This window comes from Terrabacter terrigena (assembly GCF_042676085.1).
GTDB classification, from domain to species: domain Bacteria; phylum Actinomycetota; class Actinomycetes; order Actinomycetales; family Dermatophilaceae; genus Terrabacter; species Terrabacter terrigena.
This window is the reverse complement of record NZ_JBHTKH010000004.1, coordinates 54,480-80,680: the sequence shown is the minus strand read 5'-3', so window position 1 is coordinate 80,680 and position 26,201 is coordinate 54,480. Positions and strand designations below refer to the sequence as shown.

The following is a 26,201-nucleotide window of genomic DNA, read 5'->3' as shown; positions in this document are numbered from 1 at the left end:
TCCCCTTCCAACACCTACGGATTCCGCAGGTGTGCTTGCGGGTGTCGGGCCTTCCGTCGCGGCGCCGGCACGGGCAGGATGCGCACATGAGCACCGTGGACCGAGCCCGCCTCGCCGGGCTGCACGCCCGAGAGCGGCAGGCCTTCCTGGAGGCCCGACCGCGCTCGCGCGCCCTGGCCGAGCAGGCCGCCGCGCACATGCCGGGCGGCGTGCCGATGAGCTGGATGGTCAAGTGGCCCGGGGACTTCCCCGTCTTCGTCGCCGGGGCGGCCGGCGCCCACTTCACGTGCGTCGACGGGATCGACCATGTCGACCTCTGCCTCGGCGACACCGGCGCGATGATGGGCCACTCCCCGGCGCCGACCGTCGAGGCGGTGACGCACCAGCTCGCGCGCGGCATCACCACGATGCTGCCCACGGAGGACGCGATCGCGGTCTCGAGCGGGCTGGCAGAGCGGTTCGGCCTCCCCTACTGGCAGTTCACGCTCACGGCCACCGACGCCAACCGCCACGCGATCCGCTACGCCCGCCACCTCACCGGCCGCAGCAAGGTCGTCGTGCACAACTGGTGCTACCACGGGTCGGTCGACGAGGCCTTCGCCACACTCGGCCCGGGCGGCGCGACGACGAACCGGCCCGGCAACATCGGGGCGCCCGTGCCCACCTCCGAGACGACACGCGTCGTCGAGTTCAACGACCTCGCCGCGCTCGAGCAGGCCCTCGCCCACGGCGACGTCGCCGCGATCCTCGTCGAGCCGGCCCTCACGAACATCGGCATCGTCCTGCCCGACCCCGGCTACAACGAGGGCGTGCGCGAGCTGGCCACACGGTACGGCGCGCTGCTCGTCAACGACGAGACCCACACCATCTGCGCGGGGCCGGGCGGCTACACCGGCGCCCACGGTCTGCAGCCCGACATGCTCGTCATCGGCAAGTCGATCGGTGGCGGGATCCCCTGCGGCACCTTCGGATTCAGCCAGCAGATCGCCGACCGCATCGCGACCTCCGTCGAGCTCGAGGAGATCGACGTGGGCGGCATCGGCGGCACTCTCGCCGGCAACGGACTCTCGATGGCGGCGATGAAGGCGACGCTCGAGCAGGTCATGACCGCCGAGGCCTTCGAGTGGATGGTGCCGCTCGCCGACGCGTGGGCCGACGGCGTGCAGGCCGGCATCGACGCGGTCGGGGCCGACTGGCACGTCACGCGGCTCGGGGCCCGGGCCGAGTACAACTTCTCGGGCCGCCCGTCACGGGACGGGCAGGACGCGCACGACGCCGACGACTTCGAGCTGCAGCAGTACCTCCATCTCCATGCGCTCAACCGCGGCATCCTGCTCACGCCGTTCCACAACATGGCCCTGATGAGCCCCGCCACGACGGCCGCCGACGTCGACGCCCACACCGAGATGTTCGGCGCCTGCCTCAAGGAGCTCTTCGCCTAGGCCTGCCCTCGACGGCGCTCCAGTGCCGGCGCGAGGGAGTCCACCAGTGCCGGCAGGGCCATGGCGGCCGACTCGCGCCACACCACGTGCGCCACGTCGGAGACGTCGGTCTCGAGCGGGTTGACCTCGACGACGGCCGCGCCGGCACGCCGGGCGACTGCGGGGAGACCGGCGGCGGGGTGCACGATGCCCGACGTGCCGACCACGAGCACGAGGTCTGCGGCCTCCACGAGGGCGACGGCCTGCTCCCACGCGTCCAGCGGCAGCAGCTCCCCGAACCACACGACACCCGGGCGCACCCGCCCGCCGCACCGCGGGCAGGTGGGTGGGTCGACGCGGTCGACCTCCGTGTCGGGCACGTCGACCGTCCCCGCGTATGCCGTCTCGCACCGTGCGCAGCGGAAGCTCGCGAGCGACCCGTGGAGGTGCACGACGTCACGGCTGCCGGCCCGCTCGTGCAGGTCGTCGACGTTCTGGGTGACGACCCGGACGTCAGCGAGTGCGGCCCACCGGGCGACCGCACGGTGTCCCGCGTTCGGCTCCACGTGCGCGACGGCGCCGAACCGTGAGAGGTACCAGGCCCACACGAAGGCAGGGTCGCGGTCCCAGGCCTCGGGCGTCGCGAGGTCCTCGGCGGCATACCGCTCCCACAGGCCGGTCTGGGCGTCGCGGAACGTGGGCACCCCGCTCTCGGCCGACATGCCCGCGCCGGTGACGACGACGACGCGTCGCGCGTCGAGCGCCGCCTCGAGGGCTGCTTCGGGAACCCGCATGCGGACAGGCTCGCACGTCTGTCCGCAGCCGGGGTGTTTCGGGTTCTGACGGTCCTGACGGGCGCTGGTCCACCCGGAGCATGATGGGCCTGTGAGCACGTCCGCCGCCTCCGACCGCGACGGGGCCCTCGACGAGGCCCTCGAGCCCGGGGGTTCCCGGGACGACGTGCAGCCGCGGGCGACCTACCACCACGGCGACCTGCGCCGGGCGCTGCTCGACGCCGGCACCGACCTGGCCCGCGAGGGCGGCCCCGACAAGGTCGTGCTCCGCGAGGCGACACGCCGCGTGGGGGTCTCGGCCAACGCCGCCTACCGCCACTTCGCCGACCGCGACGCCCTGCTCGGCGACGTCGTCTCGCGGGCCCAGGCCCGCGCGGCCGACGTCATCAGCGCCACCATGGATGCCGTGCCGCGGGCGCTCGAGCGTGGACCCCGGGCCCGGGCCCGCTTCCGTGCCGTCGGCGTCGGCTACCTGCGGTTCGCCATGGACGAGCCGGGCCTCTTCCGCACGGCGTTCGCTGTGCCCGTCGACCTCAGCCGGGCCGCCTCGGCGGATGCGGCCGGGGCCTGCGGGCTCACTCCGTTCCAGCTGTTGTCGGAGGCCCTCGACGCCATGGTCGAGGCCGGGGTGATGGCGCAGGACCAGCGCCCGGGGGCCGAGCTGCTGGCCTGGTCGGCCGTCCACGGCATGGCGATGCTCGCCCTCGAGGGCCCGCTGCGCGACCTGCCGCCCGGTGCCGTCGACGAGCTCGCGCCCAGGCTGGTGCGCATGGTCGACCTGGGGCTCGGCCTCTCCGACGGCGGCGGCGAGGGCTCCGGCAAGATTGCCTAGGGTGGCCGGGTGACCAGGGACACCATCCGCAGCGACGGGACGGGCGACGCCGCCACCCCGCGCGCGCTCGACCGCGACACCGCAGCCTTCTACCGCCGCCTCGGACCGGGGCTCTACGCGCCGACCGTCCACGTGCAGGGCGCCTGGCGCGACGACGAGCAGCACATGGCGCCGGTCAGCGGCATCCTCGCCCACGAGATCGACCTCCACGAGCCGCGCGAGGGCATGCAGCTGGCGCGCATCTCCTTCGACATCCTCGGCATGATCCCTGCCCGGCCGAGCCGCGTGGAGGTGCGCACGACCCGACCCGGCCGCACCATCGAGCTCGTCGAGGCGACGATGCTCGTCGACGACCGCGCCGTGGTGCGCGCCCACGCGTGGCGGCTCGCGGCCCACGACTCCGAGCCGGTCGCCGGCGTCGAGCTCGAGGCGGTCCCCGGCCCCGACGGGCTGCAGCCCTGGTCGGGCACCGACACGTGGGACGGCGGCTACATCGAGGGACTCGAGTTCCGGGTCGCGCCCGACCGGCGCCCGGGTCGCACGGTCGCCTGGATCCGGGCGCTCCACCCGCTTGTAGACTGCGAGACCTGCTCTCCCACAGCCGATCTCGTGCGTCTGGCCGACACGGCGAACGGCATCGCGGTGCGCGTCTCCCCGCGCGAGTGGATGTTCCCCAACGTCGACCTCAGCGTCCACCTCTTCCGCGAGCCGGTGCGGGGCTGGGTCGGCTTCGACACCCGCGTGACGATGGGGCCCACCGGCCTCGGGCTCACGTCGACCACGCTGCACGACGAGCGCGGCCCCGTCGGCCGCGCCGAGCAGGTCCTCACCGTCCGACGCCTCCCTGGCAGCTGATCGCCACCCGACGACATCCTTCCGGACGCCTGCCGCGTCCGAGAGGTGGAGGCACACCGCGCAAAACGGGCATGTCCCTGCCACAATGAAGGGCGCGATCGCGCCGACTCACACACCGCAGCGCGGTCAAGGACCAGGGGACACCATGAGGACGATCCGCATGGACAGCAAGCGCACCACCAACGCCGTCGCCGCCGCCCTCGCGGTGGTCGCCCTCACCGTGGCCGCTCCGGCCGCGCGCGCGGACGACACCACCGGCACGCCGGCACCGACGACCACCACCAGCGCGAGCAGCGCGACGACCGGCCCTGCGAGCGGCACCGACACCTCGACGCCCACCGGGGCGACGACTGCCACCGCCAGCCCGGCGCCTCCCGCCAGCACCGCCCCTGCCACAGCGCCGGCAACAGCCCCCGCCCGCACGACGGCAAGGCCCGCACCGGCCGGCACCTTCTCCGCCGCGGCGGCGCCCACCGCCGTCATCCCCCGCACCGCACCCGTCGCCACGGTCAAGGACCTCCAGGTCCGCCTCAAGCTCGTCGGGCAGTTCCCGTACGCCATCACCGGCGTCTACTGGTCGGCCGTCGACCGCGCGGTGCTCGGGTTCCAGCGCGCCCAGGGCCTGGCCGAGAGCGGTGTCGTCGACCAGGCGACGTGGGACCTCCTCCGCGCCCGCACGAGCAGCCCGGTCGCGCTGCCGCGCACCGCCACGGCCCTGCGCGTCAAGGACCTCCAGGTGCGGCTCAAGCTCAACGGCCGGTTCGCGTACGCCGTCACCGGCGTCTACTGGTCAGCCGTCGACCGCGCGGTCCTGGCCTTCCAGCTCGCCCAGAACCTCCCGCAGAGCGGTGTCGTCGACCAGCGCACGTGGGACCGCCTCGAGGCGGCGACCGCCAGCCCTCTCGCGATCGGCCGCACCGCCTCCACGGGCCAGCTCAAGGAGGTCCAGCTGCGGCTGCGAGCCGTCGGCAGGTGGGCCTACGGCATCACAGGCGTCTACTGGTCGGCACTCGACCGGGAGGTGCTCGCCTTCCAGCAGCAGCGCAACCTGCCGCAGTCGGGCGTCATCGACCAGCGCACGTGGTCGCGCCTCGTCGCGCTGACCTACACGCCGGGCACCTTCGACCAGCACCGCTACAGCGCCGGGCTCGCGCCGGTGATGCCGAGGCTCGCCGCGCTCGACAGCCGCTGCCGCACCGGCCGGGTGATGTGCGTCGACAAGGCCACGCGCACCCTGACCTGGGTCGTGGACGGCAAGCCGCTCATGGTCATGTGGGCCCGCTTCGGGCGTCCCGGCCTCGAGACCCGCGAGGGCACCTTCCGCGTCCAGCGCATGTACGAGTACGTCATCTCGAACCTCTACTTCACGCCGATGCCCTACTCGATGTTCTTCTCCGGCGGCCAGGCCGTGCACTACTCGTCGAACTTCGCGCGGCTCGGCTACGCCAGTGCGAGCCACGGGTGCGTCAACATCGGCGACCACGCCCTGGTCAAGTCGCTCTTCTTCAAGGTGCGCGTCGGCGACAAGGTCGTCGTCCACCACTGAGCCCAGAGCAGCCGAGAGATCATTCCGTCGTGACGGAGTGCTCTCTCGATCGGGTCAGTCGACCGTGGCGGTGACGGTCGTGCCGAGCTCGATGGTGCGGCTCACGGTGCACCACTCGTCGTGCGAGCGCTTGACGAGCTTGGGCAGCATCTCGCGGGCCGTGTCGCCGGCCTCGCCCTCGGGGAAGCGCACCCGGAAGCTGACGTTGATGTCCTGCAGGTGGTTGCCGTGCTCGTCCTTGACCTTGTCGGCCGTGACGACGACCTCGAAGCTGTCCGGCTCGGCGCGGCGCGACGTCACCGTGTCGACGTCGACCGCGGTGCACGCGGCGATGCCGGCGAGGAGCAGCTCGACCGGCGAGAGCTCGTCGGTGCCGGAGCTCGTCGTGATGGACCCGCCACGGCGGTTGCGGGCGGTGTAGCGGCCCTGGCTGTCGCGGGTGAGGGTGATCTGGCGCAGGTCGTCGGAGCTCATGGGTGCAGCCTTCCAGAATGTCGGGAGCGGACGGTCAGAGCCACGCGTCGGCGAGCAGCTCGTAGGAGCGCAGCCGGGCCTCGTGGTCGTGGGCGCCGCACGTGACGATGACCTCGTCGACGCCGGTGGCCTCGACGAACCCGGCGAGCCCGTCGCGTACCTCGTCGGCGGTGCCCACGAGCGACACGCGTGTCATGTCCGAGACGGCCTGACGCTCGGCCGGCGACCACTGGGCCATGAGCCCCGCGATGTCGCCGCTCGGCTCGGGCAGGGCCGTCCGCCGCCCGGTGACGATCCCGTGGAAGCGCTGGAGCACGCTCGTGAAGAGCCGCTCGGCCTCGTCGGTGGTGTCGGCGACCATGACGTTGACGCCGGCCATGGTGCGTGGGGCGTCGAGCCCGCCCGGCTGGGTGGAGGGCACGAACCGCGTCCGGTAGACCTCGAGGGCGCTCATCAGCGCGGCCGGTGCGAAGTGCGAGGCGAAGGAGTACGGGAGGCCGAGGGCGGCCGCGACCTGCGCGCCGCCGTGGCTCGACCCCAGGATCCAGATCGGCACCCGCGTTCCCTCGCCGGGGATCGCTCGCACCTTCGCGTCCGGGTCGGGGTCGCCGAGATAGCCGATGAGCTCCTCGACCTCGCCCGCGAAGTTCATCGCTGCGGCCTCGTTCCGGCGCAGGGCGCGGGTCGTGAACGGGTCGGTGCCCGGGGCCCGGCCCAGGCCCAGGTCGATGCGCCCGGGGTGGATCGTCGCGAGCGTGCCGAACTGCTCGGCGACGACGTACGGCGCGTGGTTGGGAAGCATGATGCCGCCGGCGCCGACCCGGATGGTCTCGGTGTGGTCGGCGACGTGCCCGATGAGGACGGCCGTCGAGCTGGAGGCCACACCCCGCATGTTGTGGTGCTCGGCCATCCAGTAGCGCTGGTAGCCCCACTTCTCGGCGTGCCTCGCGATGTCGACGGTCGAGGCGATCGCGTCGGTCGCGGTGCCGCCGTCGACGACGGGCACGAGGTCGAGGATGTTCAGCTGGGCTCTGGCAGGACTCACGTGGGTGCCAACCGGACCGCGGGGTCGGGCTATTCCTGGGCCCCCCACCCGCCGGCTCAGGGAAGCTTCAGCTGGTCGACCTGGTCGTCGTAGTCGGGGCAGAAGGCCTGCACGCCCGCGGCCATCAGCTGCTTCGTGCGCAGCGCCTCACCGGTGCTGCCGAGCGGCTTCGAGTCGTCGTCGACCGCGATCTCGCGCAGCTGCACGCCGCCGTTGCGCAAGGCCCAGCACGTCGTCGTGCCGGTCTCGATGTCGTCGGCGACACTCGCTCCGGTGACCGCCGCTCCGAGCTTCTCCGCCGCGATGACGAACTGCGCCTCCTCCGCGGTGATGGAGGGCCGGGCGCTCGCGACGTCGGACGGGACGTCGGCGATCGTCGGGTCGGACCCCCCGCACGCAGCGAGCGAGGTGACGACGAGCACCGCGGTGGCCAGCCCCACGATGGCCGACGTGCGAGGTGCGGGAGCGGACGTGCGCCGGCGAGGCCACCCGACGGCATACGGGCGCGGCGCATCGGCTCTGGTCAGTGGATCCATCGTTAGGCTGAACGCGTGAGCGAGACCGATCGTCCCCGCGATGCCGCGTCGGCGCAGCTCGCCGCCGCAGCATCCGAGGCGCCCCTGGCCCGGGGCGCCCTGCTCGTCTCGCTGTCGGGCGCCGTGTTCGGCTTCGTCTTCCTGCCGCAGCTGCTCGGGCTGGCGCTCGCGGGCCTGAGCCTCGCGCGGCGCGAGCCGAACGGCAGACGGCCGGCCATCCTCGCGGCCGCGGTCGCGGTCGCGTTCACCGTCGTCTGGGCCGTGGCCATCGGCCTGCTGTTCAAGTGGTGGGCCACCTCCCGCTGAGCCCTACTGCGAGTACGTCGAGAGGAACTTCTCGAGGCGGCCGACGGCGTCCTCGAGGTCCTCCACGCGCGGCAGGAAGACGAGCCGGAAGTGGTCGGGCGTCGCCCAGTTGAAGCCGGTGCCCTGCACGACGAGCATCTTCTGGTCGCGCAGCAGGTCGAGGGCGAAACGCTCGTCGTCCTGGATGTCGTGGACCTTGGGGTCCAGGCGGGGGAAGAGGTAGAGGGCCCCCTGCGGCTTGGTCACCGAGACACCCCGGATCTGGTTGAGCATCTCCCAGGCGACGTTGCGCTGCTCGAGGAGGCGCCCGCCGGGCAGGATCAGCTCGTTGATCGACTGGTAGCCGCCGAGCGCGACCTGGATCGCGTGCTGCGCGGGCACGTTGGCGCACAGCCGCATGTTCGCGAGGATGTCGAGGCCCTCGAGGTAGTTGCGCGCGTGCTCCTTCGGCCCGGTGATGGCGAGCCACCCGGAGCGGAAGCCGGCGACGCGGTAGGCCTTCGAGAGGCCGTTGAACGTCAGGCACAGCAGGTCGGGGGCGAGCGCCGCCATCGAGGTGTGCGTGGCGCCGTCGTAGAGGATCTTGTCGTAGATCTCGTCGGCCATGACGATCAGCTCGTGCTCACGGGCGACCTGCGCGATGCCCTCGAGCACCTCGCGCGGGTAGACGGCGCCGGTCGGGTTGTTCGGGTTGATCACGACGATGGCTCGCGTGCGGTCGGTGACCTTGCTGCGGATGTCGTCGATGTCGGGGGCCCAGTCGGCCTGCTCGTCGCAGACGTAGTGCACCGGCGTGCCGCCGGCGAGGCTCGCCGCAGCGGTCCACAGGGGGTAGTCGGGCGCGGGGATGAGCACCTCGTCGCCGTTGTCGAGCAGGCCCTGCATCGCCATGACGATGAGCTCGCTGACGCCGTTGCCGAGGTAGATGTCCTCGACGTTGAGCGGCGGGAACTCGCGGACCTCGTAGTGCTGCTTGACCGCGCGCCGAGCCGAGAGGATGCCCTTGCTGTCGCTGTATCCCTGCGCCGTCGGCAGCTCCTGGATGACGTCGACGAGGATGTCCTCGGGCGCCTCGAAACCGAACGGGGCCGGGTTGCCAATGTTGAGCTTGAGGATGCGGTGGCCCTCCTCCTCGAGCCGCTTGGCCTCGGCGAGCACGGGACCCCGGATCTCGTAGCAGACGTTCTGCAGCTTCTTGCTCTGGGTCACCTTGCGCATGAGGACAAGCGTCGCACTCCCGTATGCCGCCGACCGCGCAATTCCCAGCATGTGGCCCGCCGCTTCGGTGACGTCCGTCTCACGGCGCCCGTGGGTCGCCCGGCGGCGTCAGTGCAGCAGGCAGCCGAAGGCCGAGGCGGGGCTGGAGGCCGTGAGGGAGTCGACGAGCGAGGCCCCGTCCCTGGCGGCCACCTCCACGCTGACCTCGTGCCCGACGAAGGTGCGGGTGAGCCGCGCGTAGGCGGGCGGCGTGGCCGCGACCTGGTTCCATCCCTTCTGCGTCAGGAAGCCGACGAGCTCGGCCGCCTGGGGTCCCGTCGACGGTGGGTAGGTGCGGGTGACGCGGCCGTCGGTGGAGTCGCGGCACGGCGCGATCTCACTGTGCCCCAGCGGGGTCAGGCTGCGGTCGAGCACCTCGACCTCCCCCGCCACGGCCCTCCAGGCCGCGACGTCGTCGGTGTGCAGTCGCCCCGACCACGCCCACGCGATGAAGCCGAGCAGCCCGACGAGGACGACGACGAACGCGACCGCGAAGGGGCTGGCGACGCGCCGGGTCGGGGGCGGCGACGGACGGCCGGCCGGGCTCGCCCGCGCGGGTCTCGCGCGGTCGGGCCGGGCCTCGTCGACGAAGCCGAAGTCGCTCACCGGGACAGTGTGGGACACGCGGTGGCGGGCCGGAAGGACCGCCGTCAACCTGTCGCCGTTCCGTGACTCAGGGCCGTGGCAGCAGCGGGCGGTTCAGGTCGAGCAGGTGGCGCCAGTCGGCCCGGCGCGCGGTGCGCAGCCCACGGCGGACGAGCAGCACCGCGACGACGAGCGCGAACGGCACCCCGACGACGGTCGTCGTGAGGCCGAGGCTGTAGCCCTCGGGGAGGGTCGCGAAGCAGGCGGCGGTCGCCACGACGGCCAGGGGCCGCTCGAGCCGGTCGGCCCAGAGGTCGCCGAGCGACACGGCGAAGACCGGGAGCATCCAGAGGTAGTACCAGCCGAGGAAGACCGGGGCGAGCACGACGACGGCGAGCATCGCCCAGGCGATGCCGCGCACGGGCCGGAGCCGGGCCTCCGGGTCGGCGCCGTGGGCGGGCTTGAGGGCGGCGAGCCAGACGACGACGAGCAGCAGCGCGAGCACGACGAGCGCGACGGCGCGGGCGACGGTGATGCCCGTGTCACGCCACTCGTCGTGGCCGAACAGGTGCCCGACAGCCCCCACCGCGATGCCGGACGCGGTGGGCAACGACGTCCACTGCTCGTTCCTGCCCGGCGTCGACGTCGGGTTGAGCCACGCGAACCCGAGCCCGGTGACGGCGCCGCCGAGCGCCATCGGCACGCCCGCGCAGAGCAGTGTCAGGACTCCCGCCCGGACGACCCCACCCCAACGGTATGCCGTCTCGCGCGGTTCGGGTGTGCGTGCCGTCGCGACGTGGTGGGCCCACAGGATCGCCACGAACGGCAGGGCGATGACCGCCGTCACCTTGACCATGGCTCCGAGCGCGATGACGACGCAGGCGATGACGAACCGGCCCCTCAGAGCGAGCGCCAGACCGCCCAGCACGGCGGCGACCATGAGCGCGTCGTTGTGCGCACCCCCGACGAAGTGGGCGCCGACGAGCGGCGTGGCCACCCCGAGCCACGTCGCGCGCACCGGCGACCAGCCCAGGCGCCGCGCGACGTCGGGGACGGCCCACGCGAGCACGACGACTCCGGCGACCGCGAGCAGCCGGAGCAGCAGGAGCGCGACCCACAGCTCGCCCGACACGGAGGCGACGGCCCGGGCGAGCAGCAGCCACACCGGGCCGTAGGGCGTCGGGCTGTCGAGCCACGTGGGTGCGGTGGAGGCCCGCCACGGCGAGTCGAGCTCGCGGACGGAGTGCTCGTACGGGTTCAGCCCCTGGTCCCAGAGCAGGCCCTGGGCCGCATACGAGTAGAGGTCGCGGCTGTAGAGCGGCATGGCGAGGAGGAGCGGGGCGAACCACAGAACGACGGTGACCCACCACCAGCGCACCGGCACCGGCGCCGACCGCAGCTTCCACCAGGCGACCACCAGCGCGAGCAGGGCTAGCACGCAGACGGACGCGAGCAGCGGGGAACCGCCCTTGGGCGTCGACCACGCGATGCCGGGCCAGAGGATGCCCGTGTTGGGTCGGGGCAGTGCCCCGGCGCCCCACGAGGCAGCCGCCAGCGCGACGGCTCCGGCACAGCCGACCCAGCGCCAGACGCCGGGGGTCGGGCCGCGGTCGACCCGGGACGCCCGACCGGTGCCGGACGCGGGCTCAGCCATGGGTGACCGGCTCGTCGCCCCATGCGAGCAGGCTCCAGCCGGTGGCGGGGTCGCCCTCCATGGTGACCACGTGCGTGTTGTCGAGACGGCGTTCCTCGAAGAAGTCGGCGGGCAGGCCGAGCGAGGCGCTGCACCACACCCGCATCGCCGCACCGTGGCTGACGGCGACGGCGGACTCGTGGCCGTCGGAGGCGATGCGGGCGATCGCCGCGTCGTAGCGGCTCATGAAGCCGGCGCCGCTGTCACCGCCGGGGATCATGTGCTGCGGGTCGTCGCGCCAGCGGACGACGGCGTCGACGTACGGCTGCCAGTCCGTCGTCATCTCCCAGTCGCCGGCCTGGATCTCGCGCAGCCCGGGCAGCACGACCATCTCGAGCCCGAGCAGCTCGGCCAGGGGTGCGGCCGTCTGCTGGGTGCGCACGAGATCGGAGGTGTAGATCGCGCCGAGGTCCTCGCCACCGAGGCGGTCGGCGAGGGCCCGCGCCTGCTCGCGGCCCTCGTCGGTGAGGTCGAGGCCGGGCACGGCCGTGTCGAGCTGCCGTGCGACGTTGGCGTGGGTCTGCCCGTGGCGCACGAGGAAGAGGCGCACCGTCAGAGGCCCTTGACCGTGACGCCGTTGAGGCACTCGACACCGGTCTTGGGGCCCGTGTGGAAGTTGCGGATCGCGACCGGGGCGCTCGCGCCCGGGGCGAGCTTGACGTCGAGCTCCTTGCTGGCGACGTCGGAGCCGTCGGAGACCTTGACGATGAAGGCGGCCACCGTGAACGTGTGCTCCTCGGTGTCGGAGTTCGTCAGCGTTCCGGTGAAGCTCCACGAGTCGCCGGTCGGCTCGCAGGTCGCGCCGCTGAGGCTCGACGAGGCGTCGAAGAGTCCGCCGTCGGTCGGCTCCGCGGACGGGTCGGCGGCGTCGTCGTCGGGGGTCTCGGCCGTGATCGTCGGCTGCACGGCGACGCTGACGGTCGGCGCGACGGAGTCGTCGGGCGACGCGGGGGTCGGCTGGCCGCAGCCAGCGAGCGTCGCGAGGGTCGGGAGGGCCAGTCCGAGCGCCAGGGCGCGGGCCGCGCGCGCAGTGGGACGAGGGGCGCGGGTGACGGCGAGCGCCCGGGTTCGGCCTGGCATGGGCACGGGTGGCCCCTTTCCTGTCGCGAGGTGTGCGCCGCCCATTGTGCCCCGCGGGGGGTCAGGGCAGCGTCAGCCGTGCCGCGACGGCAGCCACGACCACGAGCAACCCGGCCGTGAGTGCGAGCGTGTCGGGCAGGCGCCACGGCGCGGGCCCGGCCCACGTGCGCCGGGTGGCGCCGGCGAAACCACGCGCGTCCATGGCGAGAGCCAGGGTGGTGGCCTGTCCGAGCGCGCCGACGAGCAGGCCGCCGGTGACGACGACCGCCTCCCGGCCGCGGGCGACGGGGCCGCGGTCGGCACGGGTGCTGCGCACCCGACGGGTGGTCATGAGCTCGGCCCAGAGCGTGTCGAAGGCCTGGACGCGCTGCAGTGCCGCCGTCGCCGCGACGACCGGCCGGGCCGGCAGCCCCAGCCGCTGCGCCAGGTGGTCGCCCAGCTGCTCGGGGTCGAGGAATCCGACGACGACCGCCGACGGCACGAGCAGGCAGAGGACGCGCAGCGCGGCGCCGGCCGCCACCTCGAGGTCGCGCCCGCCGAGCAGCCAGGCGGACCACGCGACCCCGAGGACCGCGAGCGCGGCCGGGGCGAGCCGCCGCAGGACGCCCTGCAGGCGCCCCTGCGGCGCTCGGCCACGCCCGGGGGCGAGCAGTCCGACGAGTCCGAGCATCACCTCGACGCCCAGCACGGCGAGCCCCTGGCGCCAGGTGTCGAGCAGGCCGGGCAGGGGCAGCACGCACAGCGCCGTGGCCAGCAGCGCGAGCGAGCCGACCCGGGCGAGCAGGGGGCGCCGCTCGGGCTCGGGTTCGGGCGACGGCTGGGTCGGGGCTTCGAGGCCGACGACGCGGTCGGCGTCGTCGACGACTCCCGGGTCGTGCGTGGTGACGACCACGGCCGCGCCCTCGTCGCGCGCGGCGGCGAGGACGCCTGCGACGGCGGCCCACGTGAGCCGGTCCTGGCCGACGGTCGGCTCGTCGGCGAGGACGAGGGCCGGCCCGTGGGCGACGGCCGAGGCCATCGCGAGACGGCGCTGCTCGCCGCCCGAGAGCTGGCGCGGGTCCACCGCGGCGAGGTGTGCAAGGCCCAGGGCCGAGAGCAGCGCGTCGGCGCGCCGGCCGGCGGCCTCGCGGTCGTGACCCAGCGCCAACGGGGTGGTCAGCACGTCGTCGCGCACGGTGCGGCCGATGATGCTCGTCGCTGCGCGCTGCGGCACCCAGGCGACGGCCCGGGCCAGGTGCGTGGAGGCCCACTCGTGCGGCGGCGCCACGCGGTCGCGGGCGGCGCCATGGTCGCCCGACTCGGCGGGGGTCAGCGGCAGGGCCAGCTCGACGGTGCCGCCGGTGGGGGCCACGAGGCCACCGAGCGCCGACATCAGCGAGGACTTGCCGGCGCCGCTCGGACCGACGAGGGCCACGGTTCGGCCGGCGCGCGCGTCGAGGTCGGCGCCGTCGACGGCGACGGTGGAGCGCGACGGCTCGCCGAGCCGCCTGGTGGTGTGCTCGACCCGCACGTCGATGGCGGCAGCGACGACCTGGCCGTCCGCGACCCGTCCGGCCGCGCCGCCGCGGGCCGGCACCAAGGCGATGTCGAGCGGCTCGGGATCGGGCACGCCGGGCACCCAGATCCCTTGTGCGGCAAGCGAGTCAGCATGGTCTGCCAGCACTTGGCGGGGATCGCCGTCGGCGACGACCCTGCCCGCGGCGTCCAGCACCACGAGCCGGTCGACGTGGTCGAGCCATCCGTCGAGCCGGTGCTCGACGACGACGAGGGTGAGCCCGCGCCGTGCCACGACCTCGGCGACGACGGCGCGCACGCCCGCTGCCGTGTCGGCGTCGAGCATCGCCGTCGGCTCGTCGAGGAGCAGCACGGACGGCTCCATGACGAGCGCCCCGGCGAGGGCGAGCCGCTGGGACTCGCCCCCGCTGAGCGTTGCGGGAGAGCTCTGCGGCGACATCGTCAGGCCGACCTCGTCGAGAACCGCGCGCACCCGGGTGGGCATGTCGGGTGCCGGTACCTGCACGTTCTCGAGACCGAAGGCCACGTCGCGGCCGATCGTCGAGGCGACGACGCCCGCGCCCGGGTCCTGCAGCACGAGCCCCACCGAGCCCGGAACCGCCTGCGGCGCAGCGCCGCCCACGGTCACCTCACCCGAGAGCTCGCCCGAGTCGGCGGTGAGCAGCAGCCCGGCCACCGCCCGCAGCAGGGTCGACTTGCCCGAGCCGCTCGGCCCGGCGAGCAGCACCCGCTCGCCGGGACCGACGGTCAGGTCGAGGCGGTCGAGGACCGGACGCGAGCGCCCGAAGGGCCGCCACGTCAGGTTCTCGACGTGCACCGCGGCACCGGAGCGCACTACGTGCGACCCCGGCCGGAGGTGTTCGACGTGTGGTCTCACCTTCGGGTCCACCTCGACCGGGTCAGACGGCACGCTGTTCGCGGACCTCCTGGCCCGGCGGGAACGGGTTGAGGGCGCCGACCGTGGCGAGCCCGCGGGTCAGGCCGACCGAGAGCAGCGAGCCGAGCACCGCGACGCAGGCGCCGAGCAGCAGCAGGTAGGCGATCTTGTAGTCCCACGTCCAGTCGGTCCAGTAGGAGTACCACTCGTAGACGGCCTCGAACGCGCCGCCGAGGAAGCCGCCGAGCAGCAGCGGCGCCCAGCGGTAGACGGCATACCCGAAGGCGGCGAAGCCGAGCTCGACTCCGAGCCCCTGGACGAGGCCCGAGACGAGGGTGGTCAGGCCCCACTGGGTGCCGATGAGCGCCGACACGACGGCAGCGAGCAGCTCGGTGAAGACCGCGGCCCCGGGGCGCCGGATGATGAGCATGCCGACGATGCCGGCGACGAGCCACGGCCAGCTGAAGAGCGCGGCCAGGGGCGGGAAGCCGGCCGAGACGGCGGCCGACGGTGCTGCGTAGACCAGGCCCCACGCCCAGTAGGCGACGCCGAAGGCGACACCGAGGAAGGCGCAGGTGAGCAGGTCGATGGTGCGCCAGCGGGTCAGCGGACCGGTGGCGGTGATGGTGCTGGTCATGATGGGTCTCCCGGGTTCCAGTAGGGGTGGATACCTGGGGGAGGGCACCGCGACGGGCACGCCGCACGGCGTGGGCCGTCAGGTGACCTGAGAAATACCGACTTCCTTCGCCGGTGCTAACCGGAGCAGGTTCGAGGGTCTGCGGCTCGGCCGTCTGGGCTGCCGCACTCTCAGCGCGTCTCGCGCTCCCCTGTCGTGATGGGTGGTGGTGCTGTTCAGTTGTGGGGGTGACTCTACTCCGGCCGCCATGGGTACAGTCACGCCATGGGCTCCAAGGACTCGAAGAAGGCCGCCAAACAGCTCTCCCGCTCGAAGGAGAAGGCCAAGGCCGCCGCCGCGCCCCGCACGCCGATGGGCGGCCCGGTCTGGAAGATCCTCAGCGTCGGCACGACGCTCGTCGCGACGAAGCTCGCCACCGACGCCGCGCAGAAGGGCTGGAAGCTCGCGACCGGGCGCAACGTGCCGGTCAAGGGTGACTACGAGCGCGAGCGCACCCGCGACGTCATCCTCTTCACCGCGATCTCGTCGATGGCCGTGTCCGCGGCCCGCGTCGCCGCCGAGCGCGGGGCCGCCACCTACTACCGCCACTCGACCGGCCACCTGCCCAAGGCGCTCGAGGACGACCAGGTCAAGCCCACCGACAAAAAGGCCGCCAGGAAGCTCTCCAAGGCCAAGGCCAAGGCCGAGAAGGCGACCCAGAAGGCCATCGACAAGGCCACCGGCAAGCGCTAGCCGGCCTCGCCCACGCGCACGAGCCCCGTCTCGTACGCGAGCACGACCATCTGCACGCGGTCGCGCAGTCCCAGCTTGGAGAGGATGCGCCCGATGTGCGTCTTGACCGTGGCCTCGGCGACGAAGAACGCCGCGGCGATCTCGGTGTTGTTGAGGCCGCGGCCGACCGCCTCGAGCACCTCGCGCTCGCGCTCGGTGAGCAGGTCGAGCCGCTCGGCGCCTGTCGGCCGCGCGGGGGTCGCGAGCACCGGCAGGAAGCGGTCGAGCAGGCGCCGGGTCGGGCCGGGTGCGACCACGGCGTCGCCGGTGTGGACGGCCCGGATCGCGGCGAGAAGCTCCGCCGGACCGGCGTCCTTGAGCAGGAAGCCGGCCGCGCCGGCGCGCAGGGCCGCGTAGACGTACTCGTCGAGGTCGAACGTCGTCAGCACGAGCACCTTCGGCACCTCGCCGCGCGCCACGATGCGGCGCGTCGCCTCGATGCCGTCGAGCCGCGGCATCCGGATGTCCATGAGCACCACGTCGACGTCGCGTCCGGGCAGCGCGTCGAGCGCGGCCTGCCCGTCGGCGCACTCGGCGATGACGTCGATGTCGGGCTCGGCATCGAGCACCATCCGGAAACCGGCGCGCACGAGCGCCTGGTCGTCGACGAGCATCACCCTGGTCGGGTCGCCGGTCACGGCTGCTCCTTCGTCGGCATGGTCGCGAGCACCTCGAACCCGCCGGTCCGGCCCGGCCCTGCCGTCAGCGTGCCACCGTGCACGGCGACTCGCTCGCTCATGCCGGGCAGGCCGTGGCCGCGGCCGTCGTCCGTGCTGGCGGCGCCGCGCCCGTCGTCGGTGACGCAGATGCGCAGCCGGTCGGGTGCCTGGTGCACGTCGACGACGGCGCTGGCACCCGGCCCGGCATGCTTGATGACGTTGGTCAGCGCCTCCTGGACGACCCGGTAGGCCGCGAGGTCGAGCCCCACGGACCGGTCACGCTCCGCGCCCTCCACCGTCAGCGTCACCGGCACGCCGGCCGCCCGCACGCGCGACACGAGGTCGCCCAGCTGGTCGATGCCACCGGTCGGCGCGAGCTCGGCCCCCGACTGGGGGTCGCGCAGCACGCCGACGAGCCGCCGGGTCTCGGTGAGGGCGTCGCGGGCCGTCGACCCGATGGTCTCGAGCGCGCCCACCGACCGGGCGAGCGCGTCGTCGGGACTGCGCTCGGCGGCATACGCGGCGCCGTCGGCCTGCACGACGATGACCGACAGCGCGTGCGCGACGACGTCGTGCATCTCGCGCGCGATCGCGGCGCGCTCGTCCTTGGCGGCGAGGCGCAGCTCCTGCTCTCGCTCACGCTCGATCCGTTCGGCGCGGTCCTGCAGGTCGGAGAGCCGCTGGAGCCGGGCCCGCTTGAGGTCGCCCAGCGCCCAGGCCGCGAGCGACGCGGCGGCGCACGCCATGAAGGTGAAGACGAGCTCCCCCATGCCGGGGGTCCGGCCGCTCACGGCGTTGAACCGCAGGCCTGCGATGGCCGAGCCGAGCGCGGCGACCCCGAGGCCGGCCACGCGTACGCCCCGGCGGGGGTCATAGGCGGCGAGCGAGTACAGCGCGACGAGGAAGGCGAGGTCGCCCGGCAGCAGGTTGCTCGTCGGGATCACGCGCAGCGCGAGCGCGACGCTGACGACGGCGAAGGCGAGGGCCGGGTGGCTGCGGCGCAGCAGGAGCGCGAGGTTCGCGACGCCGACGACGGCCCAGCCGATGCCGTGCCCCTCGCCGAGCACGACGAGCCCCAGCAGCGCCAGGACGAGCGCCAGCGGCACGTCGAGCAGCAGCGGCCGGCGCTGCAGCCAGTCGTACACGTTCCCCTCGGTCACGCCCAGAGCCTACGAGCGCCGGGCGGGCCGGTCGTCAGACCGTGGTCGGAGTCCGGCCGAGCGAGGCCTTTCCGTGGGCGCCGCGACGTGGTGTGCTTGGGGTGGAGCCCCTGAGGAGGTGTGCCATGGAGGCACGGGTCGGTGACCGCATCACGATGGCCGCGGAGCACGTCGGCCAGAGCACCCGCGAGGGCACGATCCGCGAGGTCAAGGGCGAGGGCGGCGGGCCGCCGTACGTCGTCGAGTGGTCCGACGGCCACACCGGGATCATCCATCCGGGTCCCGGCTCGGTGCTGCGCTGCGAGCACGTCGAGCAGCCGGCCGACGAGACGACGGGCTAGACCTCGAGCGCTCGCACGATCGGCACCCCGGCCCGGTAGGCGAGGTGCAGGTGGCTCGGCGCGTCGATGACCGCGAGCTCGGCGGGCTGCCCGGGCGCGACGCGACGGTCGAGCCCGAGCGAGCGCGCCGAGACGGCAGTGGCTGCGTGCAGCGCCTCGGCCGGCGTCATCCCCATCTCGCGCACGGCCAGCGCGATGGCGAACGGGATGGACGACGAGTAGCACGTGCCCGGGTTGCAGTCCGAGGCCAGTGCGACGTCGACGCCCGCGTCGACGAGGCGCCGGGCGTCGGGGTAGGGCGAGCGCGTCGAGAACTCGACGCCCGGCAGCAGCGTGGCGACGGTGGTGCCGCGTGCCCCGGCGAGAGCCTCGACGTCGGCGTCGTCGAGGTAGGTGCAGTGGTCGACGCTGCGGGCGCCGAGCTCGCAGGCGAGCCGGACGCCTGGGCCGTGGCCGAGCTGGTTGCCGTGGACGCGGAGCGCCAGGCCGGCGTCGCGACCGGCTGTGAGGATCGCCCGCGCCTCGTCGCCGTCGAAGGCGTGGGCCGAGTGCGGCTCACAGAAGACGTCGATGCTCTCGGCGAGGCTCGTCGGCCCGTCGGCGGTCACCGCGTCGAGCATCGGACCGGTGACGAGGTCGACGTATGCCGCACGGTCCGTGGCGTACTCGCGTGGCACGACGTGCGCGCCGAGGAACGTCGTGTGCGGAGTGAGCTCGCGCGCGATGCGCAGTGAGCGCAGCTCGTCGTCGAGGGTCAGTCCGTAGCCGCTCTTGATCTCGACGGTCGTCGTTCCCTGCGCGCGCATCTCGGCAACGCGGGCCGCGACGAGGACGCGCAGCTCGTCGTCGCTCGCCGCGCGGGTCGCTGCCACCGAGACCGCGATGCCGCCGCCGTCGTAGGGGGTGCCCGTCATGCGGGCGGCGAACTCGGCCGACCGGTCGCCGGCGAAGACGAGGTGGGTGTGCGAGTCGACGAAACCAGGGATGACGGCACGACCGCCGAGGTCGCGTCGCTCGTCGGCGTCGGGCGCCTCGGCGGCGGGGCCGACCCAGGCGATCTCACCGTCGGCGACGACGAGGGCCGCGTCGCGGACGATGCCGAGCATCGCGTCGCCGCGGCCAGCACGGTCGCGGTGGCCGTCGCCGCGGGCCGGGTCGTTCGTCGTCAGCTCGGAGATGCCCGTGAGGAGCAGGCTCACGCCGGAACCCCTCCGGTGACGCGGTCGATGGCACCGACGAGCAGGCGGCCGACGTCGCCCATCCGGTGCCGACCGTCGCTGACGACGACGTCGCCACCCACGACGACGGTCGACACGTCGGAGGCCACGCACGCGTAGATGATCTGGTCGTGCGCCGCGCCCGCGGTGTTGACCGTGTCGGTGCGCACCGTGACGAAGTCGGCGAGCGCGCCCTTGCTCAGGTGGCCGCCGTCGGACCAGCCGAGGGACCGGTAGCCGTTGAACGACGCCGCGAGGAGCAGGTCGTTCGCCGAGAAGCGGTCTCGCTCGTTGGTGACGAGCCGCTCGTGCATCTCGAGGCCCCGCAGCTCCTCGAACGGGTCGATGACGACGTGCTGGTCGGAGCCCAGCGAGAGCGGGCTGCCGGCGTCGTGCAGGGCGCGGGCGGGGCCGATGCCGTCGGCGAGGTCACGCTCGGTCGTCGGGCAGAAGCAGGCCCCCGTGCCCGTGCCGCCGAGCAGGTCGATGTCGCGGTCCTCGAGGTGGGTCGCGTGGACGGCCGTGGCGTGGGCGCCGAGCGCGCCCGCCTCGTCGAGCAGCTGGGTCGGGCTCGCGCCGTAGAACATCTGGCAGGCGAGGTTCTCGCCGTGCTGCTCCGACAGGTGCACGTGCAGGGGCAGGTCGCCGGCGGCCTCGACGACCCGCGGCAGGTCCTCGCGTCGCACGGCACGGACGGAGTGGATGGCGGCGCCCAGCCGCACCCGGTCGGTCTCACCGCGACGCTCGGACATGCGCGCCGCCCACGCCTCGACGGTGCCGTCGCTGAACCGGCGTTGGCCCGGGTGCAGCTCGACGTGGCCGCCCCCGTTGAGGCCGCCCTCGAGGTAGCACGTGTCGAGCAGGGTGAGCCGGATGCCGGCCTCGTCGGCCGCCTGTCGCACGGCGAGACCCATCGCGTTCGGGTCGCCGTAGGGGTGGCCGCCCGGGCGGTGGTGGACGTAGTGGAACTCCCCCACGACCGTGATGCCGGCCTGCACCATCTCGGCGAAGACGGCCCGCGCGAGCGCGAAGTAGGTGTCGGGGTTGAGCTGCTCCGCGGCGGCATACATCTGCTCGCGCCAGCTCCAGAAGTTGCCACCGCCGCCGTTGACGCGGCCGCGCAGGGCTCGGTGGAAGGCGTGGCTGTGGGCGTTGGCCATGCCCGGCAGGGTCACGCCGGGCAGCCGCACGTCGTCGGGCTGCGGGTCGGCGTCGACGAGGACGTCCTTGATGAGGCCGTCCTGGGTCACGAGCCGCACCCGCCGGGCGAACCCGCCTGTCAGCCACGCGCTCTCGCACCAGAACGCGGTCATCGGGCACTACCCATGGGGTCGAGGTCCTTCCGGGAGCACAGCTCGGTCACGACGGCGGTGAGCGCCGTGACCCCATGGTGGCAGTCCGCGGCCTCCGCCGACTCGGCGGGTGAGTGTGAGATTCCTGTGGGGTTGCGCACGAAGAGCATCGCGCTCGGCACGCCGTGCGTGGCGAGCACGCCGGCGTCGTGCCCGGCGCCGGTTCCGAGGAGCGGGGCCTCCGGGAGGATGCCGTGCAGCCGGTCGACGAGGCCGGTGTCGAAGGTCGTCGTCGGGGTCCAGGACTCGAGGGTCGTCGTGGCGCCGTGGGCGTCGGCCTCGGCGGTGACGGCGTCGACGGTGGCGCGCACGGCCTCCTCGCTGCGGCCGCGCGCGTCGAGCCAGGCGGTGACGTGGCTCGGGATCGCGTTGACGCCCCCGGGCTCGACCACGACCTTGCCGACCGTGGCCACGCAGCCCAGCGAGACGGCGTACGACCGGGCTGCCTGCACGACGCCCGCGAGCCCGATCATCGCGTCGTGCCGGTCCTCGATGCGAGTGGTGCCGGCGTGGTTGGCCTCGCCGGGCAGGTCGATGCGCCAGCGCCCGTGCGGCCAGATGTCGGTGCCGATCGCGACGGCCCGAGCGGGGTCGTGGAGGTCGTCGGTGCCGTCAGGGGCGAGCGCGAGCGCCTTGCCCTGCTCGACGTGCAGCTCGACGAACGTGCCGATGCGGCGGACCGTCTCGTCGTCGCGCCCCAGGGTGGCGGGGTCGCGGCCGGCCCGCCGCCACGCCTCGGCCATCGTGATGCCGTCGGCGTCGGAGAGAGAGCGGGCTCGGTCGGCGTCGAGCGCCCCGGTGATGATGCGCGATCCGGCGCAGGCGATGCCGAACCGGGCGCCCTCCTCGTCGACGAAGTTGACGACTCCGAGCGGCACGTCGGGCACGACGCCGGCCTCGCGGAGCGCGTCGACGGCGGCGAGGGCGCTGACGACCCCGAGCGGGCCGTCGAAGGCGCCGCCGTCGGGCACCGAGTCGAGGTGCGAGCCGATGACGACGCCCGGCGTGGCGTCGGGGTCGCCCCACCACGCCCACTGGTTGCCGGCGCGGTCCTCGACGACCTCGAGGCCGCGGGCGGCGCACTCCCCCGCGAACCAGTCGCGCAGGTCGTGGTCGGTGCGGGTCCACGCGTACCGGCGGTAGCCGCCCGTGCCGCCGTCGCGCCCGACCGGCGCCAGCTCGGCCCACATCCGGTCGAAGCTCGTCGTCATGGTCGACCACTCTCCCTCGTCACTAGGCTCCTGCCATGGATGCAGACCGCGACACCGCTGCCGACCAGGTCTCGACGCCCGCCGTCGAGGCGGCGCGAGCGGCGGGCATCGAGCACACCGTGACGCGTCACGGCCGCGTCTCGAGCCTCGAGGAGGCGGCTGCAGCGCGGGGCATCGAGCCGCGCGACCTCATCAAGACCCTCGTCGTGCGCCGCGCCGAGGACGACCACGTCTTCGTGCTCGTGCCCGGCGACCGCACCTTCTCGTGGGCCAAGGTGCGGGCCCTGCTCGGCACCAACCGCATCTCGATGCCCGACGCCGACGCCGCGAAGGCCGTGACCGGCTACGAGCGCGGCACGATCACGCCGTTCGGCTCGGCGACGGCTCTGCCGGTCATCGCCGACAGCCACCTCGTCGGCCGCACCGTCTCGCTCGGTGGCGGAGGGCACGGCGTCGGCCTGACGGTCAGCGGCGACGACGTCATCCGCCTCTTCGACGCGACCGTCGCCGACATCTCCGACGAAGAGGTGCGCAGGGCCCGCTGACCCCAGCGCCCCCTCAACCGTCGAGAGGCCATATCCGGCCGCCTCCCACGCGCCGAGCGGCCACTTCCGGCCCGGTGCGGCGGCCCGTGCCGTCGCCGGCGGAGGGAGCGTCCCCGACGACGGCACGGAGTCCTGACGCGCGCGGACGGACCGCGCGACCGCGCTGCACGGCATACGTCCCCTCAGCCCTCCTGCATCGGGATGCGGACGCCGCGCTCGTGCGCGACCGTGTCGGCGAGGTCGTAGCCGGCGTCGACGTGCCGGATGACGCCCATGCCGGGGTCGTTCGTCAGCACGCGGGCCAGCTTCTGCGCCGCCAGGTCGGTGCCGTCGGCGAGGGAGACCTGGCCGGCGTGGAGGCTGCGGCCGATGCCGACGCCGCCGCCGTGGTGGATCGAGACCCAGCTGGCGCCCGAGCTCGTGTTGACGAGGGCGTTGAGCAACGGCCAGTCGGCGATCGCGTCGGAGCCGTCGGCCATGGCCTCGGTCTCGCGGTAGGGGGAGGCCACCGAGCCGCTGTCGAGGTGGTCGCGGCCGATGACGATCGGGGCGCTCACCTCACCGGTGCGGACCAGTTCGTTGAACGCGAGACCGGCCTTGTCGCGCTCGCCGTAGCCGAGCCAGCAGATGCGGGCGGGCAGGCCCTGGAAGGCGATTCGCTCCTGGGCGCCGCGAATCCACTTGTGCAGCCGGTCGTTGTCGGGGAAGAGGTCGAGCACGGCCCGGTCGGTCGCGGCGATGTCCTTGGGGTCGCCCGAGAGCGCAGCCCAGCGGAACGGCCCCTTGCCCTCGCAGAAGAGCGGGCGGATGTAGGCCGGCACGAACCCCGGGAACTCGAAGGCGCGGTCGTAGCCGCCCTGGCGGGCCTCGTCGCGGATCGAGTTGCCGTAGTCGAACACCTCGGCGCCGGCGTCCTGGAACTCGACCATCGCCTTGACGTGCTTGGCCATCGACGCGCGGGCGCGGTCGGTGAAGTCCTCGGGCTTCTTCTCGGCGTACTCGGCCCAGTCGGCGAGGTCGACCCCCTCGGGCAGGTACGACAGCGGGTCGTGGGCCGAGGTCTGGTCGGTGACGATGTCGATCTCGACGCCGCGTCGCAGCAGCTCGGGAAAGACCTCGGCCGCGTTGCCGACGACGCCGACCGACCAGCCGCGCCGCTCGCGCTTGGCCGCGAGGGCCTTCTCGATGGCGTCGTCGAGGTCGTCGGCGACCTCGTCGAGGTAGCGGTGCTCGACGCGGCGGTGCAGGCGGGCCGGGTCGACGTCGACGATGAGGCAGGCGCCGTCGTTGAGGGTGACGGCGAGCGGCTGGGCGCCGCCCATGCCGCCGCAGCCGCCCGTGAGGGTCAGCGTGCCGGCGAGCGTGCCGCCGAAGCGCTTCTCGGCGACCGCGGCGAAGGTCTCGTATGTGCCCTGGACGATGCCCTGGGTGCCGATGTAGATCCACGACCCGGCCGTCATCTGGCCGTACATCGTCAGGCCGAGGTGCTCGAGGCGGCGGAACTCGGGCCAGGTCGCCCACTCGCCGACGAGGTTGGAGTTCGCGATGAGCACCCGCGGCGCCCACTCGTGGGTCTGCATGACGCCGACCGGGCGACCGCTCTGGACGAGCATGGTCTCGTCCTGCTTGAGCGTCGTCAGCGTGCGCACCATGGCGTCGAACGACTTCCAGTCGCGCGCCGCGCGGCCGGTGCCGCCGTAGACGACGAGGTCGTCGGGGCGCTCGGCGACCTCCGGGTCGAGGTTGTTCATGAGCATTCGCAGCGGGGCCTCGGTGGCCCACGACTGCGCGGTCAGCTGCGTGCCGCGTGCCGCGCGGACGGGACGTGCACCTTCCATGGGGATCTCCTTGTGCGTGGGGGAAGTTCGAGTCAGTTGAGGGGGCCGCTGGCGGACTCGGCGGCGGCGAGGACGGCGCCTGCGACGACCGCCGCGTGCGCACCCTCGATGTCGGGGGCGAGGAACCGGTCGGGACCGGGGGTCGCGTCCGTGTGCGCGTCGAGGGCCGCGATGACCGCCGCAGCCGCGGCGCCGGGCTCGAGCGGGGCCCGCAGCCGTATGCCGCGTGCAGACGTCAGCAGCTCGATGGCGAGCACCCTGCCGAGGGCGTCGACCGACCGGCGCAGCTTGCGCGCGCCCGACCAGCCCATCGACACGTGGTCCTCCTGCATGGCCGAGCTCGGGATGGAGTCGACGGACGCGGGGACGGCGAGCCGCTTCAGCTCGGAGACCATCGCGGCCTGCGTGTACTGCGCGATCATCAGGCCGGAGTCGACGCCCGGGTCGTCGGCGAGGAAGGGCGGCAGGCCGTGGTTGCGGGCCTGGTCGAGGAACCGGTCGGTGCGGCGCTCGGCCATCGACGCGACGTCGGCGACGACGATCGCGAGGAAGTCGAGGACGTAGGCCACCGGCGCCCCGTGGAAGTTGCCGTTGGACTCGACGCGACCGTCGGGCGTCACGACCGGGTTGTCGACGGCCGAGGCGAGCTCGGCGGCGGCGACCCGGGCCGCGTGCTCGACCGTGTCGCGGGCGCCGCCGTGGACCTGCGGCGCGCAGCGAAGGGAGTACGCGTCCTGGACGCGGGTGCACTCCTCGGTGCGGTGCGACTCGCGCATCGGCGAGTTCGCCATGACGGCACGGATGTTCGCGGCCGACGCACCCTGGCCCGGCTGCGGGCGCAGGGCGTGCAGGTCGGCCGCGAAGACGTCGTCGGTGCCGAGCAGGCCTTCGACGCTCATCGCCGCAGAGACGTCGGCGACCTTGAGCAGGTGGCGCAGGTCGTGGATCGCGAGCACGAGCATGCCGAGCATGCCGTCGGTGCCGTTGATGAGGGCCAGGCCCTCCTTCTCGGCGAGCACGATGGGCTCGATCCCGTTGTCGCGCAAGGCGGTTGCAGCCTCCGTGACGGTGCCGTCCTCGAGCCGCACGGGTCCCTCGCCCATGACGGCCAGCGCGCAGTGCGACAAGGGGGCGAGGTCGCCGGAGCAGCCGAGCGACCCGAACTCGTGGACGACCGGGGTGATGCCGGCACTCAGCACGGCGGCATACGTCCGGGCGGTCTCGAGACGTACGCCGGTGCGGCCGGTTGCGAGCGTCGAGAGGCGCAGCAGCATGAGGGCGCGCACCACCTCGCGCTCGACCTCGGGGCCGGTGCCGGCGGCGTGGGAGCGCACGAGCGAGCGCTGCAGCTGGGCACGGAGGGGCGTCGGGATGTGCCGCGTCGCGAGGGCGCCGAACCCGGTGGAGACGCCGTAGTGCGCCACCGTGTCGTTGGCCAGCGCCTCGACGACCTCACGGCTGCGGGCGATCTCGGCCTCGGCCTCGGCGGACAGCTCGACACGCGCGCCGTGACGGGCGACTGCGACGACGTCGTCGACGGTGAGGGGGCCGGTACCGACGGTGACGATGGGGCGTTCGTTCATGGCTCCCATCGAACCGCCGGCGCACTGGCGCGAGGGCCCGCTGAAGCGCACAATTGTCTCGGATGCGAGAC

The 26,201-nt window shown here is 73.6% G+C and carries 26 protein-coding genes and 1 riboswitch; of the genes, 8 read left to right on the top strand and 18 right to left on the bottom strand.

What is annotated here, in order from left to right; all coding sequences use genetic code 11:
* The first annotated feature begins 86 nt into the window (after nucleotides 1-86).
* Nucleotides 87-1,442: an aspartate aminotransferase family protein gene (locus ACFQ2V_RS07905; RefSeq protein ID WP_386052128.1), complete on the top strand. Its 1,356-nt coding sequence runs from the start codon at nucleotides 87-89 to the stop codon at nucleotides 1,440-1,442.
* Here ACFQ2V_RS07905 and ACFQ2V_RS07900 read toward each other — a convergent pair.
* Nucleotides 1,439-2,215 carry an NAD-dependent deacylase gene (locus ACFQ2V_RS07900; RefSeq protein ID WP_386052127.1) on the bottom strand — a complete coding sequence of 259 codons (777 nt, stop codon included), beginning with the start codon at nucleotides 2,213-2,215 and terminating at the stop codon, nucleotides 1,439-1,441. The two genes, ACFQ2V_RS07905 and ACFQ2V_RS07900, sit on opposite strands and share 4 nt — an antisense overlap.
* 91 nt (nucleotides 2,216-2,306) lie before the next feature.
* Between ACFQ2V_RS07900 and ACFQ2V_RS07895 the strand changes: the two genes are divergently transcribed.
* From ACFQ2V_RS07895 to ACFQ2V_RS07885, 3 genes are all read left to right on the top strand, one after another.
* A complete protein-coding gene (locus tag ACFQ2V_RS07895; RefSeq protein ID WP_386052126.1) occupies nucleotides 2,307-3,047 on the top strand; it encodes a TetR/AcrR family transcriptional regulator in 741 nt (246 codons plus the stop codon).
* Nucleotides 3,048-3,056: 9 nt separating this feature from the next.
* Complete coding sequence (locus tag ACFQ2V_RS07890) at nucleotides 3,057-3,902, top strand: thioesterase family protein (protein WP_386052125.1); 846 nt, start codon at nucleotides 3,057-3,059, stop codon at nucleotides 3,900-3,902.
* A gap of 145 nt (nucleotides 3,903-4,047) precedes the next feature.
* On the top strand, nucleotides 4,048-5,448 hold the full coding sequence (locus ACFQ2V_RS07885) for a L,D-transpeptidase family protein (RefSeq protein ID WP_386052124.1): 1,401 nt from the start codon (nucleotides 4,048-4,050) through the stop codon (nucleotides 5,446-5,448).
* A gap of 54 nt (nucleotides 5,449-5,502) precedes the next feature.
* On the opposite strand, the gene ACFQ2V_RS07880 is transcribed toward ACFQ2V_RS07885, so the two are convergent.
* The 3 genes from ACFQ2V_RS07880 to ACFQ2V_RS07870 are packed head-to-tail and all read right to left on the bottom strand — an operon-like array spanning nucleotide 5,503 to nucleotide 7,503.
* Entirely contained in the window at nucleotides 5,503-5,922 is a 420-nt protein-coding gene (locus tag ACFQ2V_RS07880; RefSeq protein WP_386052123.1) for an OsmC family protein, read from the bottom strand.
* Between the two features lie 34 nt (nucleotides 5,923-5,956).
* Entirely contained in the window at nucleotides 5,957-6,967 is a 1,011-nt protein-coding gene (locus tag ACFQ2V_RS07875; protein WP_386052122.1) for an LLM class flavin-dependent oxidoreductase, read from the bottom strand.
* A 56-nt stretch (nucleotides 6,968-7,023) separates the two neighbouring features.
* Complete coding sequence (locus tag ACFQ2V_RS07870) at nucleotides 7,024-7,503, bottom strand: hypothetical protein (RefSeq protein WP_386052121.1); 480 nt, start codon at nucleotides 7,501-7,503, stop codon at nucleotides 7,024-7,026.
* A 15-nt stretch (nucleotides 7,504-7,518) separates the two neighbouring features.
* On the opposite strand from ACFQ2V_RS07870, the gene ACFQ2V_RS07865 reads away from it, so the two are divergent.
* A complete protein-coding gene (locus ACFQ2V_RS07865) occupies nucleotides 7,519-7,809 on the top strand; it encodes a hypothetical protein (RefSeq protein ID WP_386052120.1) in 291 nt (96 codons plus the stop codon).
* Nucleotides 7,810-7,812: 3 nt separating this feature from the next.
* Here ACFQ2V_RS07865 and ACFQ2V_RS07860 read toward each other — a convergent pair whose 3' ends face one another.
* From ACFQ2V_RS07860 to ACFQ2V_RS07830, 7 genes are all read right to left on the bottom strand, one after another.
* Nucleotides 7,813-9,027 (bottom strand): pyridoxal phosphate-dependent aminotransferase, encoded by a 1,215-nt coding sequence (locus ACFQ2V_RS07860; RefSeq protein WP_386052119.1) that lies wholly within the window; start codon nucleotides 9,025-9,027, stop codon nucleotides 7,813-7,815.
* 108 nt (nucleotides 9,028-9,135) lie between these two features.
* Nucleotides 9,136-9,672: a hypothetical protein gene (locus ACFQ2V_RS07855; RefSeq protein ID WP_386052118.1), complete on the bottom strand. Its 537-nt coding sequence runs from the start codon at nucleotides 9,670-9,672 to the stop codon at nucleotides 9,136-9,138.
* Nucleotides 9,673-9,739: 67 nt separating this feature from the next.
* Nucleotides 9,740-11,305, bottom strand: a complete 1,566-nt coding sequence (mptB, locus tag ACFQ2V_RS07850; RefSeq protein WP_386052117.1) for a polyprenol phosphomannose-dependent alpha 1,6 mannosyltransferase MptB — start codon at nucleotides 11,303-11,305, stop codon at nucleotides 9,740-9,742.
* Nucleotides 11,298-11,894: a histidine phosphatase family protein gene (locus ACFQ2V_RS07845; RefSeq protein ID WP_386052116.1), complete on the bottom strand. Its 597-nt coding sequence runs from the start codon at nucleotides 11,892-11,894 to the stop codon at nucleotides 11,298-11,300. The genes mptB and ACFQ2V_RS07845 overlap by 8 nt, the downstream gene beginning before the upstream one ends.
* A 2-nt stretch (nucleotides 11,895-11,896) precedes the next feature.
* A complete protein-coding gene (locus ACFQ2V_RS07840; protein WP_386052115.1) occupies nucleotides 11,897-12,430 on the bottom strand; it encodes a hypothetical protein in 534 nt (177 codons plus the stop codon).
* A 55-nt stretch (nucleotides 12,431-12,485) separates the two neighbouring features.
* The gene (locus ACFQ2V_RS07835; RefSeq protein ID WP_386052114.1) at nucleotides 12,486-14,756 is read right to left on the bottom strand and encodes an ATP-binding cassette domain-containing protein; all 2,271 of its coding nucleotides are present in this window, start codon (nucleotides 14,754-14,756) and stop codon (nucleotides 12,486-12,488) included.
* A gap of 82 nt (nucleotides 14,757-14,838) precedes the next feature.
* Complete coding sequence (locus tag ACFQ2V_RS07830; protein ID WP_386052113.1) at nucleotides 14,839-15,453, bottom strand: ECF transporter S component; 615 nt, start codon at nucleotides 15,451-15,453, stop codon at nucleotides 14,839-14,841.
* An 85-nt stretch (nucleotides 15,454-15,538) separates the two neighbouring features.
* A riboswitch (TPP riboswitch) is annotated at nucleotides 15,539-15,655 on the bottom strand.
* A gap of 62 nt (nucleotides 15,656-15,717) precedes the next feature.
* On the opposite strand from ACFQ2V_RS07830, the gene ACFQ2V_RS07825 reads away from it, so the two are divergent.
* Nucleotides 15,718-16,185 carry a DUF4235 domain-containing protein gene (locus ACFQ2V_RS07825; RefSeq protein ID WP_386052112.1) on the top strand — a complete coding sequence of 156 codons (468 nt, stop codon included), beginning with the start codon at nucleotides 15,718-15,720 and terminating at the stop codon, nucleotides 16,183-16,185.
* On the opposite strand, the gene ACFQ2V_RS07820 is transcribed toward ACFQ2V_RS07825, so the two are convergent.
* Both ACFQ2V_RS07820 and ACFQ2V_RS07815 read right to left on the bottom strand, forming a co-directional pair.
* Nucleotides 16,182-16,838, bottom strand: coding sequence for a response regulator (locus ACFQ2V_RS07820; RefSeq protein ID WP_386052359.1), 657 nt, complete (start codon nucleotides 16,836-16,838; stop codon nucleotides 16,182-16,184). The two genes, ACFQ2V_RS07825 and ACFQ2V_RS07820, sit on opposite strands and share 4 nt — an antisense overlap.
* A gap of 20 nt (nucleotides 16,839-16,858) precedes the next feature.
* Nucleotides 16,859-18,043, bottom strand: a complete 1,185-nt coding sequence (locus ACFQ2V_RS07815; RefSeq protein WP_386052111.1) for a sensor histidine kinase — start codon at nucleotides 18,041-18,043, stop codon at nucleotides 16,859-16,861.
* A gap of 125 nt (nucleotides 18,044-18,168) precedes the next feature.
* Between ACFQ2V_RS07815 and ACFQ2V_RS07810 the strand changes: the two genes are divergently transcribed.
* A complete protein-coding gene (locus ACFQ2V_RS07810) occupies nucleotides 18,169-18,384 on the top strand; it encodes a DUF1918 domain-containing protein (protein ID WP_386052110.1) in 216 nt (71 codons plus the stop codon).
* Here ACFQ2V_RS07810 and hutI read toward each other — a convergent pair.
* From hutI to ACFQ2V_RS07795, 3 genes are read right to left on the bottom strand one after another with little or no spacing between them, the layout of a single operon-like run.
* Entirely contained in the window at nucleotides 18,381-19,583 is a 1,203-nt protein-coding gene (gene hutI, locus ACFQ2V_RS07805; RefSeq protein WP_386052109.1) for an imidazolonepropionase, read from the bottom strand. The two genes, ACFQ2V_RS07810 and hutI, sit on opposite strands and share 4 nt — an antisense overlap.
* Complete coding sequence (locus ACFQ2V_RS07800) at nucleotides 19,580-20,914, bottom strand: formimidoylglutamate deiminase (RefSeq protein ID WP_386052108.1); 1,335 nt, start codon at nucleotides 20,912-20,914, stop codon at nucleotides 19,580-19,582. The genes hutI and ACFQ2V_RS07800 overlap by 4 nt, the downstream gene beginning before the upstream one ends.
* Nucleotides 20,911-22,164, bottom strand: coding sequence for an allantoate amidohydrolase (locus ACFQ2V_RS07795; protein ID WP_386052107.1), 1,254 nt, complete (start codon nucleotides 22,162-22,164; stop codon nucleotides 20,911-20,913). The genes ACFQ2V_RS07800 and ACFQ2V_RS07795 overlap by 4 nt, the downstream gene beginning before the upstream one ends.
* Nucleotides 22,165-22,199: 35 nt before the next feature.
* On the opposite strand from ACFQ2V_RS07795, the gene ACFQ2V_RS07790 reads away from it, so the two are divergent.
* Entirely contained in the window at nucleotides 22,200-22,709 is a 510-nt protein-coding gene (locus ACFQ2V_RS07790; RefSeq protein WP_386052106.1) for an aminoacyl-tRNA deacylase, read from the top strand.
* Between the two features lie 182 nt (nucleotides 22,710-22,891).
* On the opposite strand, the gene hutU is transcribed toward ACFQ2V_RS07790, so the two are convergent.
* Together hutU and hutH are read right to left on the bottom strand one after the other, a co-directional pair.
* Complete coding sequence (gene hutU, locus ACFQ2V_RS07785) at nucleotides 22,892-24,547, bottom strand: urocanate hydratase (RefSeq protein ID WP_386052105.1); 1,656 nt, start codon at nucleotides 24,545-24,547, stop codon at nucleotides 22,892-22,894.
* A 32-nt stretch (nucleotides 24,548-24,579) separates the two neighbouring features.
* Nucleotides 24,580-26,130, bottom strand: a complete 1,551-nt coding sequence (hutH, locus tag ACFQ2V_RS07780) for a histidine ammonia-lyase (RefSeq protein ID WP_386052104.1) — start codon at nucleotides 26,128-26,130, stop codon at nucleotides 24,580-24,582.
* Between the last annotated feature and the right edge of the window lie 71 nt (nucleotides 26,131-26,201).

Bases quoted from the DNA above. Each gene is read 5' to 3' on its own strand.
- ACFQ2V_RS07905 (WP_386052128.1), top strand. From the start codon at position 87: ATGAGCACCGTGGACCGAGCCCGCCTCGCCGGGCTGCACGCCCGAGAG.
- ACFQ2V_RS07900 (WP_386052127.1), bottom strand. From the start codon at position 2,215: ATGCGGGTTCCCGAAGCAGCCCTCGAGGCGGCGCTCGACGCGCGACGC.
- ACFQ2V_RS07885 (WP_386052124.1), top strand. From the start codon at position 4,048: ATGAGGACGATCCGCATGGACAGCAAGCGCACCACCAACGCCGTCGCC.
- ACFQ2V_RS07880 (WP_386052123.1), bottom strand. From the start codon at position 5,922: ATGAGCTCCGACGACCTGCGCCAGATCACCCTCACCCGCGACAGCCAG.
- ACFQ2V_RS07870 (WP_386052121.1), bottom strand. From the start codon at position 7,503: ATGGATCCACTGACCAGAGCCGATGCGCCGCGCCCGTATGCCGTCGGG.
- ACFQ2V_RS07860 (WP_386052119.1), bottom strand. From the start codon at position 9,027: ATGCGCAAGGTGACCCAGAGCAAGAAGCTGCAGAACGTCTGCTACGAG.
- mptB (WP_386052117.1), bottom strand. From the start codon at position 11,305: ATGGCTGAGCCCGCGTCCGGCACCGGTCGGGCGTCCCGGGTCGACCGC.
- ACFQ2V_RS07830 (WP_386052113.1), bottom strand. From the start codon at position 15,453: ATGACCAGCACCATCACCGCCACCGGTCCGCTGACCCGCTGGCGCACC.
- ACFQ2V_RS07825 (WP_386052112.1), top strand. From the start codon at position 15,718: ATGGGCTCCAAGGACTCGAAGAAGGCCGCCAAACAGCTCTCCCGCTCG.
- ACFQ2V_RS07820 (WP_386052359.1), bottom strand. From the start codon at position 16,838: ATGCTCGTCGACGACCAGGCGCTCGTGCGCGCCGGTTTCCGGATGGTG.
- ACFQ2V_RS07810 (WP_386052110.1), top strand. From the start codon at position 18,169: ATGGAGGCACGGGTCGGTGACCGCATCACGATGGCCGCGGAGCACGTC.
- ACFQ2V_RS07800 (WP_386052108.1), bottom strand. From the start codon at position 20,914: ATGACCGCGTTCTGGTGCGAGAGCGCGTGGCTGACAGGCGGGTTCGCC.
- ACFQ2V_RS07795 (WP_386052107.1), bottom strand. From the start codon at position 22,164: ATGACGACGAGCTTCGACCGGATGTGGGCCGAGCTGGCGCCGGTCGGG.
- ACFQ2V_RS07790 (WP_386052106.1), top strand. From the start codon at position 22,200: ATGGATGCAGACCGCGACACCGCTGCCGACCAGGTCTCGACGCCCGCC.
- hutU (WP_386052105.1), bottom strand. From the start codon at position 24,547: ATGGAAGGTGCACGTCCCGTCCGCGCGGCACGCGGCACGCAGCTGACC.
- hutH (WP_386052104.1), bottom strand. From the start codon at position 26,130: ATGAACGAACGCCCCATCGTCACCGTCGGTACCGGCCCCCTCACCGTC.